This is a genomic window from Achromobacter sp. JUb104 (assembly GCF_024806975.1).
Classification (GTDB): Bacteria; Pseudomonadota; Gammaproteobacteria; order Burkholderiales; family Burkholderiaceae_B; genus Achromobacter; species Achromobacter spanius.
The window spans coordinates 881,929-894,144 of record NZ_JANUEY010000002.1 but is presented as its reverse complement, the minus strand read 5'-3'; the positions used below and the strand labels follow the sequence as shown (position 1 = coordinate 894,144).

8 protein-coding genes are annotated in these 12,216 nt (G+C 64.3%); all 8 read right to left on the bottom strand.

Features of this window, described 5'->3' with window-relative positions; translation table 11 throughout:
• Positions 1 to 17 precede the first annotated feature (17 nt).
• Positions 18 to 1,706, bottom strand: a complete 1,689-nt coding sequence (locus M2361_RS15950) for a sodium:solute symporter family protein (protein ID WP_259250512.1) — start codon at positions 1,704 to 1,706, stop codon at positions 18 to 20.
• Between the two features lie 544 nt (positions 1,707 to 2,250).
• Complete coding sequence (locus M2361_RS15945; protein ID WP_259250511.1) at positions 2,251 to 2,724, bottom strand: type II toxin-antitoxin system YhaV family toxin; 474 nt, start codon at positions 2,722 to 2,724, stop codon at positions 2,251 to 2,253.
• Entirely contained in the window at positions 2,721 to 3,053 is a 333-nt protein-coding gene (locus tag M2361_RS15940; RefSeq protein ID WP_100854334.1) for a type II toxin-antitoxin system PrlF family antitoxin, read from the bottom strand. The genes M2361_RS15945 and M2361_RS15940 overlap by 4 nt, the downstream gene beginning before the upstream one ends.
• A gap of 88 nt (positions 3,054 to 3,141) precedes the next feature.
• A complete protein-coding gene (prpF, locus tag M2361_RS15935) occupies positions 3,142 to 4,326 on the bottom strand; it encodes a 2-methylaconitate cis-trans isomerase PrpF (RefSeq protein WP_259250509.1) in 1,185 nt (394 codons plus the stop codon).
• A gap of 67 nt (positions 4,327 to 4,393) precedes the next feature.
• Positions 4,394 to 7,012: a Fe/S-dependent 2-methylisocitrate dehydratase AcnD gene (gene acnD / locus M2361_RS15930; RefSeq protein WP_259250507.1), complete on the bottom strand. Its 2,619-nt coding sequence runs from the start codon at positions 7,010 to 7,012 to the stop codon at positions 4,394 to 4,396.
• Complete coding sequence (locus tag M2361_RS15925; RefSeq protein ID WP_050445729.1) at positions 7,012 to 7,722, bottom strand: GntR family transcriptional regulator; 711 nt, start codon at positions 7,720 to 7,722, stop codon at positions 7,012 to 7,014. Before M2361_RS15925 ends, acnD begins: the two co-directional genes overlap by 1 nt.
• A 141-nt stretch (positions 7,723 to 7,863) precedes the next feature.
• The gene (locus M2361_RS15920; protein ID WP_259250503.1) at positions 7,864 to 9,666 is read right to left on the bottom strand and encodes an NAD(P)/FAD-dependent oxidoreductase; all 1,803 of its coding nucleotides are present in this window, start codon (positions 9,664 to 9,666) and stop codon (positions 7,864 to 7,866) included.
• 381 nt (positions 9,667 to 10,047) lie between these two features.
• Positions 10,048 to 11,946, bottom strand: a complete 1,899-nt coding sequence (locus M2361_RS15915) for a sigma-54-dependent Fis family transcriptional regulator (RefSeq protein ID WP_259250500.1) — start codon at positions 11,944 to 11,946, stop codon at positions 10,048 to 10,050.
• Positions 11,947 to 12,216: the final 270 nt, after the last annotated feature.

Genomic DNA, 12,216 nt, shown 5'->3' with positions numbered 1-12,216 from the left:
TTGTTGAAGCAGGTGCATCATTGCGCGGCGTCGGGGGCGAGCGTTGAGGACGGCGTTTTCAACCTGACCTCCTGCTCGTGATGAAACGACGTCACGCGGTCTGCCAGCAGCGTGAAATCAAAGCGTTCGCGGTTGCGCAGGCTGAGCGCCACGCACACGATGGCGCTGGCGCCATAGGCCGTCAGGGATGCCAACAGCACGATGTAGTCGCGCAAGTTGCCGATGAAGGCGGGCAGCATGACGACGACACCAATCGTGCCCACGGCGATCGCGGCCGTGCGACCGAAGAAGCCGAACGTCATCAGGCCCAACACCACCCCGCCGCCCACGGCCGCGCAGATTTCAAAGAACACCGCGATCACGCCCGTCATGGGCAGCAGTTCAAAGCGCGCGATTGTGAACAGCGCCACGGCGGACAGCACCGAGCAGACGAATGCGCGGTTGTTGACGCGGTCCCAATAAAAGCTGGCGATCACCGGAAAGACGATGGCGCCCCACAACGCGCCCACGAACACCAGCATGACCAGGATGTCCAGGCGCAGGCTTGCGAAGATCACGCCAATCATCGTGGCGATGATCATAGTGGCGCGGCCCCACCACAGCATGCGGCGCGGGTCCGGGCGGCCGCGCGCCAGGTTCTTGGCGTAGACGTCGGTCATGACGATTGCCGATAGCGCAGCCAGATCGGAATCGGCGGTGGACGACAGCGAGCCCACCACCAGCAGGAAGAACAGCGCGATGCCAAACGGAGGCAGGTAGGTCGACGCCATCTGCGGAATGATGTTGTTCATGTCGCCGTTGGCGGGTTCAAGCCCCACGAACAACGCCAACAGGCCCAGCATGCCCAGCCCGATCACCACTGCGCCATATCCGATGGTGGCCGTCAGAAACGTGGGCTTGATCAAGTCTTCCCGTACGGCGAATAGCCGTTGCGCGATGGTCTGGTTGCCGATGGCATAGGCCAGCACCGCCACGAAGTAGGGCGCGCCTTGTTCCAGGATGGCTTTCGTCGAATAGAAGTCGGCCTGATCGCTGCTCAAGCGCCACATGTTGGCTTGCAGCAAGTCTGGCCCGCCGGCGTTGAAGAAGATCAGCGGGATGATGATGACGGCGGCGATGATCATCGCCGCCAGTTGCGCGAAGTCGGTCATGATTGATGTGCGAAAGCCCGACCACAGCGTGTAGGTCAGCACGCCCAGCCCGGCGATCAGCACGCCCTGGATGAACGTAAGCGGGCTGAGTATCGACACCAGCGCGCCTGCCGCCGTGAAGTTCACCATCAGGCTGATGCAACTGCCCACAATGTTCGACACCGCCATGATCATCTGGCTGGACGTGCCGTGGCGCGCATGGATCACTTCGGCCAGTGTGTGCGCCTTGGGCGCCAGTTGTCTGAAGCGTTTGCCGAAGGGGTAGATGAACAGAATCATCAAGGCGCCCCAGAAGCCGTAATGCAGCGGGCCCGACAAGCCGTACTTGAATCCGGACGTGGCACTGGCGTAGAAGGACGCCGCCCAAATCCAGGTGGCGATCATGCTGGCGGCCGACAGGCCGAAACCGACCGCGTTGTTGGACACCATGAAGCCATCCACGTTCTCGTTTTTTTCGCCGATGAACAGCGACATGAGGAACGTGGCGCCATAGAAGCCGGCCAGCAACAAAATGGCTGTGGTGGCCGATAACTGGAAGAAAACACTCTCTTGCATCTTGTAGGTCCTTGCTCGTGGACGGCCAGGCACCAAACACCATTGATCACGAGCGCAGGGGTTGTACGTTTCGCGCGCGCGATCACGTGCCTGCCCGCCCGGGCAGGGGATGGCAGCCCGGGTTGGACAAGACACAAGACACACCGTGATGGTGTCTTGCTGCGGCATTGGGCCGGCGCATCATGGAAACGAAGACGTCGTTCGAGCGCGTAGTCAGAACGCGTAATTCGACGCCATAGCTCGAAGCCCTAGATGCAGGCGCAGCTCAATGCGGTGAGCAATGGTCCTGCTGGGTAAGCAGGTTTTTGTTCCGCAGCCGCCGGTATAAGCCTGGCGGCTGGGTGGTGGTGTTTCGGCGCTGGCGCCGGGCCGCTGTGCGCGACCGTGTGACGGGTGCCCTGGGATGACAATGCATCGTCAGAGTCCGGTGATGAGTAACAACAGCCCAGGAGTATAGGGATAGACGAAGGCGGCGTCTACCCTTGAGGCCTAAAAAACCGGGTAAAAATGGGGGTTGCGAGTGTTTGCTCGCAGCTTTGATGCATCAATTTTCAGCGGGAATTGAGGCTGCCGCCAACAGCGCCGCCCAGTCGTCGGGCGGGTTTCCGTTGCTCAACATTTTCGTGAACACCCGATACGCGTCATCGTCATGCCCATAGGCGCGTTTGGTGTTCTCGTCGTTCACCCAGGCAAAGACAATCACCTTGCTGGCAGCGTGGTAACGGAAAAACAAGCGGTATTGTTGAAAAAACTTGGCGCGGAACCAGTGCTTATGGTCCGCGCCCAGTGTGCCGCCTTGCCGGTATTCTGGCCGGCTTGGATCTTCGGGGATGATCTCGAATGCCAGCTTCGTGATGGCCGCGAGACGCTTGGCGGCATTGCGTTTTGTATAACCGTCAGGATCTTTGGCGCGCTGCGCGGCCACTTGGCTGGCTAGCTGTTCCAGTTGTTGGCGAAACAGAGGGTGCAGGTAAATCGTCCAGCCATGGATGCTGACCGCGCCTGCTTTTGTGCTCATTCGTCTGCCTCGGACAGCGGTGCATTCAAATCCAGCTCACCCACCTTCGAAGCCAGGTCGCGCAAGGAATCCGCCAAGCTGGCGGGAAGGGCTTGCAGGCGATCAGGGTGCGCAGTGATGTCTTGCGCAAGAAAGGTCAGGAAGGCAGAGATGGCCGGATCGTCGTCGTTCGACGTGTCGGCACGCGTCAAAAGGACTTCCCCGCCCGGCCGGATGCTGTAGTGAAGCTTGTCGCGTTTGCTGAGCCCGAGCGCTTTGCGCACGGTATCGGGAATGGTGGTTTGGTAGCGGTCAGTCAGGGTCGATTCAATTTCCAGGGTCGCAGGCATGGCGGTCTCCTAAGCGGAATGTTGGAATGGTAATGCAATTGCATTACCGAATCAACGCCGCTCGGAGCCCGTCACCACCAGCCCGCGCTCAGAACCCCTGCCGCGGCACGTGTACCCGCCCTTCCATCAACACCCGCGCGCTGCGGCTCATGATGGCTTTCGTGACCTTCCATTCGCCGTCCACCAACTGCGCCTGCGCGCCCACGCGCAGCGTGCCGGAGGGGTGGCCGAAGTTGACGTTGTCGCGTTCGGTGCCGCCTGCGGCCAGGTTGACCAGCGTGCCGGGCACTGCCGCGGCGGTGGCAATGGCCACCGATGCCGTGCCCATCATGGCGTGGTGCAGCTTGCCCATGGACAGCGCGCGCACCAGCACGTCGATCTTGTCGGCCTCGATCTGCTTGCCGCTGGATGAGACGTAGGCCTTGGGCGGCGCAACGAACGCGACCTTCGGCGTGTGCTGGCGGCTGGCGGCTTCTTCCAGTTTTTCGATCAGGCCCATGCGCAGCGCGCCGTGCGCGCGAATGGTTTCAAAGCGCGCCAAGGCGGCGGCGTCGCCATTGATGTCGTCCTGCAATTCCGTGCCGGTATAGCCCAGCGCGGCCGCGTCCAGGAAGATGGTCGGGATGCCGGAATTGATCATCGTGGCCCTGAACGTGCCTACGCCCGGCACCTCCAGGTCGTCAACCAGGTTGCCGGTGGGGAACATCGAGCCGCCGTCGCCGTCTTCGGCCGGGTCCATGAATTCCAGTTGCAGTTCGGCGGCGGGGAACGTCACGCCGTCCAGCTCGAAATCGCCGGTTTCCTGCACCGCGCCGTCGGTCATGGGCACGTGCGCAATGATGGTCTTCTTGATGTTGGCCTGCCAGATGCGCACCACGGCCACGCCGTTGTCGGGCACGCGCGCCGGGTCCACCAGGCCGTTGGTGATGGCGAAGGGGCCGACGGCGGCGGACAGGTTGCCGCAGTTGCCGCTCCAGTCCACGAACGGCTGGTCGATGGAGACCTGGCCGAACAGATAGTCCACGTCGTGATCCGGCTGTGTGCTCTTGCCCACGATCACGCTCTTGCTGGTGCTGGACGTGGCCGCGCCCATGCCGTCGATCTGTTTGCCGTAAGGGTCGGGGCTGCCGATCACGCGCAGCAGCAGCGCGTCGCGCGCGGGACCAGGCACGCGCGCGGATTCGGGCAGGTCGTCAAGCTTGAAGAACACGCCTTTGCTGGTGCCGCCGCGCATGTAGGTGGCGGCAATCTTGGTCTGGGGAGCATGAGCCATGGGTTGTCCTGATGTCTTGAATGTTGAAGGCGGCGGGCGCGTAGGCACCCGCCTGTCCAAATGAAAATCAGCCGGCCTTCTTGGTGGCACCCGCCACGGATTCGGCTTCCAGGAAGTCTTGCGCAAAGCGTTGCAGCACGCCGCCGGCGTCGTAGATGGAGACTTCTTCCGCCGTATCCAGGCGGCAGGTCACCGGCACCTGCACGGTCTCGCCGTTACGGCGGTGGATGACCAGCGTCAGGTCGGCGCGCGGCTTGCGTTCACCGATCACGTCATAGCTTTCAGTGCCATCCAATGCCAGCGTCTTGCGGTTCACGCCCGGCTTGAATTCCAGCGGCAGGACGCCCATGCCGATCAGGTTGGTGCGGTGGATGCGTTCAAACCCTTCGGCCACAATGGCTTCCACGCCCGCCAGCCGCACGCCCTTGGCCGCCCAGTCACGCGACGAGCCCTGGCCGTAGTCCGCGCCCGCCACGATGATCAGCGGCTGCTTGCGTTCCATATACGTTTCGATGGCTTCCCACATGCGCATCACCTGGCCTTCCGGTTCTACGCGCGCCAACGATCCCTGCTTCACCGTGCCGTCGTCGTTCGTCACCATCTCGTTGAAGAGCTTGGGGTTGGCGAAGGTGGCGCGTTGCGCGGTCAGGTGGTCGCCGCGATGGGTGGCGTACGAGTTGAAGTCTTCTTCGGGCAGGCCCATCTTGTGCAGGTATTCGCCCGCCGCGCTGTCCATCAGGATGGCGTTGGACGGCGACAGGTGGTCGGTGGTGATGTTGTCGCCCAGCACCGCCAGCGGCAGCATGCCGCGCAGCGTGCGTTCACCCGCCAGCGCGCCTTCCCAGTACGGCGGACGGCGAATGTAGGTGCTTTGCGCACGCCAGTCGTACAGCGGGCTGACGCCTGCCTTGCGGTCTTCCTGAATGCCGAACATCGGCGCATAGACCTTGCGGAATTGCTCGGGCTTCACCGCCGACTTCACCATGGCGTCGACCTCTTCGTCGCTGGGCCAGATGTCTTTCAGGCGGATTTCCTTGCCGCTGGCATCCACGCCCAGCACATCGCGTTCAATGTCGAAACGGATGGTGCCGGCAATCGCGTAGGCCACCACCAACGGGGGCGAGGCCAGGAACGCTTGCTTGGCGTACGGGTGGATGCGGCCGTCGAAGTTGCGGTTGCCGGACAGCACGGCGGTGGAATAAAGGTCGCGGTCGATGATCTCTTGCTGGATTACCGGGTCCAACGCGCCCGACATGCCGTTGCACGTGGTACAGGCAAACGCCACCACGCCAAACCCCAGCGCTTCCAGATCGGGCAGCAGCCCGGCTTCTTCCAGGTACAACTGCACGGCCTTGGAGCCGGGCGCCAGCGAGCTCTTCACCCAGGGCTTGCGGGCAAGGCCCGCGCGGCGCGCGTTGCGCGCCAGCAGGCCGGCGGCGATCACGTTGCGCGGGTTGCTGGTGTTGGTGCAGCTGGTGATGGCGGCAATGATCACCGCGCCGTCAGGCATCAAGCCCGGCTCGTTTTCCACCGTGCCGGAGATCCCGCGTTCGGCCAGGTCGGACACCGGCAGGCGGCGGTGCGGGTTCGACGGGCCGGCCAGCGTGCGCACCACGGTCGACAGATCAAAGCGCAGCACGCGCTCGTATTCGGCGGTCGCCAGGCTGTCGGACCACAGGCCCGCCGTCTTGGCATAGGTCTCCACCAGCGCAATCTGTTCGTCTTCGCGGCCGGTCAGGCGCAGGTAGTCGATGGTCTGCTGGTCAATCGAGAACATCGCGGCCGTCGCGCCGTATTCCGGCGCCATGTTCGAGATGGTGGCGCGGTCGCCCAAGGTCAGGCTGGCGGCGCCTTCGCCGTAGAACTCCAGATACGCACCCACCACCTTTTCTTTGCGCAGGAATTCGGTCAGCGTCAGCACCACGTCGGTGGCGGTGATACCCGGCTGCGCACGGCCGGTGAGTTCAACGCCGATGATGTCCGGCAGGCGCATCCACGATGCGCGGCCCAGCATCACGTTTTCAGCTTCCAGGCCGCCCACGCCAATGGCGATGACGCCCAGCGCATCCACGTGCGGCGTGTGGCTGTCGGTGCCGACCAGCGTATCGGGAAACGCCACGCCGTCTTGCGTGTAGATCACGGGCGACATCCGCTCCAGGTTGATCTGGTGCATGATGCCGTTGCCCGGCGGCACGACTTCGATGTTGCGAAAGGCCTGTTTGGTCCAGTCGATGAAATGGAAGCGGTCTTCGTTGCGGCGGTCTTCCACCGCGCGGTTGCGGGCGAAGGCGTCGGGGTCTGTGCCATCGAATTCAACCGCTAGCGAGTGGTCGACGATCAACTGCACCGGCACCACCGGGTTCACCTTGGCCGGGTCGCCGCCTTTCTCGGCGATGGCGTCGCGCAAGCCCGCCAGGTCCACCAACGCGGTCTGGCCCAGGATGTCATGACAGACCACGCGCGCGGGAAACCACGGAAAGTCCAGGTCGCGGCGACGTTCGATCAACTGCTTCAACGCATCGGTCAACATCGCCGGATCGCAGCGGCGCACCAGGTTTTCAGCCAGCACGCGCGACGTGTAGGGCAGGCCCGCGTAGGCGCCGGGCGCGATGGCTTCGACGGCGGCGCGCGCATCGAAATAATCCAGGCGGGTGCCGGGCAGGGTCTTGCGGTACGAATGGTTCATCATGCCTCCGTGCGCTGCAACGTGCTTTGCGCGATCTGTTGTTCGATGTTGATGCGGGACGCGCGGATATGGCGGCGCATCAGGATTTCAGCCAGCTCGCCATCGCCGTCGGCAATGGCGTCAAGAATACGGTGGTGTTCGGCGTAGGCCTGCCGGGGGCGATTGGGCGTGGTCGAGTACTGGATGCGGTACATCCGCGCCAATTGATAGAGCTCGTCGCACAGCATGCGAAACAGCATCTGGTTGCCGCTGCCCTTGACGATGCGGTAGTGGAAATCGTAATCGCCTTCCTGCTGGTAGTAACCCACGCCGGCTTGAAAGGCGGCATCGCGTTCATGCGCGTGCAAGACCTCGCGCAGCTCGGCGATTTCAGACGGCGGCATGCGCTCGGCGGCCAGCCTGCACGCGGTGCCTTCCAGCGACTCGCGGATTTCATACAGCTCGGACAATTCCTGCGGCGACAAGGACACCACCCGCGCGCCCGCATGCGGCACGCGCACCAGCAGCCTCTGGCCTTCCAGGCGATGCAGCGCTTCACGCAGCGGACCCCGGCTGACGCCATGGATACGCGCAAGCTCGGGCTCGGAAATCTTGCTGCCGGGGGCGATCTCGCCCTTGACGATAGCCGCCTGGATCTTCTTGAAAATGTGATCCGACAAGGTCTCGCCATCGCCGGGCGCAGCGCCCGGCAGGGTCAGCACTTTGCTCATGGTGTCAACAATCGGTCCGATTTGTGGGGGTGAGATCGGGTTAAAGCGCTATGGAAACGCTAGATTGTCAACAATTTACCTTGTGGAACGGTGAGGTGCAAGCGGCCGGGCGGCCGCTTGCGACAGAGGCGTCAACGCCGGTTAGCGCTTGTGGTGCACCTGCTGCATGCCGTACACCTGCACCGGCAGCCCCACGTGGCGCGCCTTCAGTTGCAGCGACAGATACTGCGAGTAGTGCCGCGACTGGTGCAGGTTGCCGCCATGGAACCACAGCCCTTCCTGCTGGGTCGGCTTCCACATGTTGCGCTGTTCGCCTTCCCAGGGGCCGGGGTCCTTGGTGGTGTCCGACCCCAGGCCCCAGCACTTGCCGACCTTGTCGGCCACCTCCGGGCTGATCAGGTCGGCGGCCCAGCCGTTCATCGAGCCGTAGCCGGTGGCGTACACGACCAGGTCCGCCGGCAAGGTCACGCCGTTTTTCAAGACGACGGCGTCGCGCGCCAGGTGGCTGACATCGGTGTTGGATTGCAGCTTGACGCTGCCGTCGATGATCAGGTCGCAGGCGCCCACGTCGATGTAATAGCCCGACCCGCGCCGCAGGTATTTCATGAACAGGCCCGAGCCATCGTCGCCCCAGTCCAGCATGAAGCCGGCCTTCTCCAGCTTGCCGTAGAACTCGGCGTCGCGTTCGCGCATCTGGTTATAAAGCGGGATCTGGAACTGCGCCATGATCTTGTAGGGCAGCGACGCAAACGTCAGGTCGGCCTTGCGCGTGGTCATCCCGTTGGCCAGCGCCTGCTCGGAATACAGGCCGCCCAGGCCGATGTCCATCAAGGTGTCCGACCGCACGATGTGCGTGGACGAACGCTGCACCATCGTTACGTTGGCGCCGCCTTCCCACAGGGCCGCGCAGATGTCGTGGGCCGAGTTGTTGGCGCCGATCACCACCACGTTCTTGCCGCGATAGGCGTCCGGACCGGGATGCTGCGAGGAATGTTGCTGTTCACCCTGGAATTCGTCCAGGCCGGGAAAGCGGGGCACGTTCGGCTTGCCCGACATGCCGGTGGCCAGCACCAACTGCTTGGGCCGCAGTACCACGGGCTTGCCTTCCCGAAGCACGGTGACTTCCCATTCTTTCTTTGCTTCGTCGTAACGCGCCGATTCGCACACGCTGGACGTCCAGTAGTTAAGCTCCATCACCTTTGTGTACATCTCTAGCCAGTCGCCCACCTTGTCCTTGGGCGCGAACACGGGCCAGTTCTCGGGAAAGGGGATGTAGGGCAGGTGGTCGTACCAGACCGGGTCGTGCAGGCAGAGCGACTTGTAGCGCTTTCTCCAGCTATCGCCCGCGCGCTCGTTCTTTTCAATGATGATGGTTGGCACGTTCAGTTGGCGCAGCCGCGCACCCAGCGCGATGCCGCCTTGCCCGCCGCCGATGATCAGCACATAGGGCTGCGTCGTGTAGCCCAGTTCGGCGGCTTCCTGCTCGCGTTTTTCCAGCCACGTCTGACGCTCGCGGCGACTGCCGTGCTCGGCGCCCATGGGGCGGCGCGTGCCGCTGGGTTCCTCATGCCCCTTGAGTTCGGACATGGTGGTCAGCAGCGTCCAGATCTTGCCGTCCTTCACGCGGATGTGGCCGTAGCCACGCGCCAGGTTGGTGTCGATGTTCAGCCAGCCTTGCAACAGGCCGCCGTCGTCGGTCGACGCTTCACGTTCGTCGCGCGTGAAGCGCACCGGCTCCACCTGCGACAGTTGTTGCGTCAGCATGTCGCGGATCTGCGCATGGCCTTCGAAGGTGCGCAGGTTCCAACTGAACAGCACCAGGTCGCGCCAATAGCATTCGTCGTGAAACAGGCCGGTGATGGCGGCCATGTCCTTGTTTCCCAGCGCGGTGTTCAGACGGGCGAGCACCGCGTCCAAAGCGGCGTCGGCGGGGGCGGTCTGCATAACTTGTCTCCTTGCCCAGGGCGGGCGTGGTTGGGGTGGCGGACGCGTGCGTCCGCGAGCGGCCCCGACCTGTGCCGGCCGGTGGCTGCCCAACCCCTTCCATGCAAATGCTGTGCCAGCTCGCCGACAACGCCGCGCGCCCGTGGCACGGGGGAACGGGCGGATACGCTGCCGACCCACCGTGGCGCGACGCCACACCTGTGGCGCGGGGGTGTGGCGCCGTGGGGGGGCTGGGTCGCGGGCAGGGGGCAAGTCGGGCGAGGCGCGGCAAGTTGCGGCCAAGCATGGCAAGTTGCGGCCAGGCGCGCTAACTGGCGGCGGCGCGGTAAGTTACTGCCTGGTCGCGGAAAGTCGCGCCAGGAACCCGCAGTGCAGAAAGCCCTAGCGCCGCCCGCGAGCGCCCAAGCCGTAGCGCCGCATCTGCCGGTGCACGGTGGAACGGTCCAGGCCCAGCCGCCGCGCGGCTTCCGACACATTGCCCGCGCAACTGTCCAGCGTGGATCGCAACGTCGCTTCCTCGGCCGACACCGCGACGCCGCCCGGGGCCAGCGCCTCGGGCAGGTCGGCCGGTTCGATGATGCCGTGTTCGCACAGCGCGGCGGCCACGGCGATCACGTTGGCCAGTTCGCGGATATTGCCGGGCCAGGCATGCGCCTTCAATGCCAGCAAGGCGGCGGGCGACAGCACGGGCGCGCCCGATTCATCCTGATGGCGCGCCAGCATGCGCGCGATCAACCAGTCCAGATCCTGGCGCTCGCGCAGCGCGGGCACGGTCAGCGTAGCGGCATTGATGCGGTAGTAAAGGTCTTCACGAAAGCGCCCCTCGCGCACCAGTGCGCCCAGGTCGCGGTGCGAGGCCGACACCAGCGCCAGCCGCAGCGCACGCGGCGCATTGGCGCCGATGGGTGTGACTTCGGATTCAGCCAGCACGCGCAGCAGCCGGCTTTGCAGCGCCAGCGGCATATCGCCGATTTCGTCCAGGAACAGCGTGCCGCCGTCAGCCTCCTCGATCAGCCCCTTGCGGCCCTTCGGCGCAGCGCCGGTGTAGGCGCCCGGCAGATAGCCGAACAGCTCGCTTTCAATCAATGATTCGGGAATGGCGGCACAGTTCACCGCCACGAAACGGCCCGGCCGCCGGCTGTCTTCGTGAATGGCGCGCGCCAAGTATTCCTTGCCCACCCCGGTTTCGCCTTGCAGCAGGATAGGCAGGCCTTGCCGGGCGAGCTTGGCGGCGCGTGTCTGCAAGGCCGCCATCCTGGCATCGCCGCCGTCCAGCCCGCGCAGCGCCGACGGCGTGCCGCGCACGGCGACGGTGGCGCCGCGTGCACTGCGGTTCGGTTCAATGGCGTGCGCAAACAACGCGTTGCCATCCCGCGCGACGATCAAGCGGTCCTGCGGCGCATGGCCACGCGTGTATTGGGGCAGGTCGTCCAACTGCACGTCGAAGAAGCGCGTGACCGGTTGGCCGATCAGGCCCGCCGGTTGGCGCCAGTCCAGCCCGGCCGCGCGGGCCAGCAACTTGGCGCCCGAGTGCGTCATGCCCAGGATGCGGCCCGCGCCGTCCAGCGAGATCGCCGCTTCCGGGTCCACGTCCAGGAACTCGGGCGACCGCGCGAAGCGCAGCACCCATTCGTTGCGCGTGCGCGCCATCAGGTTGGCCAGTTCGATGCGGCGCGTCGTGCTGTTGACCAGGTGCAGCGCCAGGTTTTGGCTGGTCTTCAGGCTGGGCGAACTCAGCAAGGAAATATCCAGCACGGCGGCCAGTTCCCCGTCGGCGTTGTAGATCGGCGCGGCCGTGCAGGACAGCGGGGTATGGGTGTTGTCGAAATGGTCGGTCTGGTGAATGGTCAGCGCCTCGCCCGTCTCCAGGCAAGCGCCCACCGCGCAGGTGCCGGCGCGCGGCTCGGACCATTCCGATCCCAGGTACAGGCCCGCCTTGCGCAGCTTGGACGTCTGCGCGGGGTCGCCCAGGAATTCCACGGTGACGCCTTGGCGGTCGGCCAGCAGCAACACGTAGTTTTGCCCGGCCACCTGCCGGAAAAGATGGTCCAGCCCGCTGCGGGCAATGCGGATCAGCGCTTCGGATTGCTGGCGATGTTCCCGCAACCTGCCATCCGGCACGATATAGGCTTCGCAAGCCTGCGCGGGGTCCAGCCGGTATTGATCCAGGCAGCGCAGCCAACTGCGCACCACGTGCGCGTCGCGCTGAGTGGGGCGGCCCCGGCCCACCTGTTCGATCTCACGGATGTGGGCGGTATGCAGGGATTCCTGACTAGGCATGTCGTCTCCATGTTGCGCCCGATCTATGCCGGATCAACACGGCAGCATGCACAGAGACGAATCGGCTTGTAAATGGTGGTTATCCAGTGGTGGTGGGGGTCATCGATTTCAGCGGAGCGGGGGGGGCGGGTGACGCTGGATCCAAGGAGGGTCATCACTGAATTTTGAGACTTTTGATTACTTGATACTGCCAGCGGGCACTTGAAAATAGCTCGTCCGAGCGGGCATCTACCAAGGAGCAGAGCGAATAATGAACTGCCCAAATTCTGC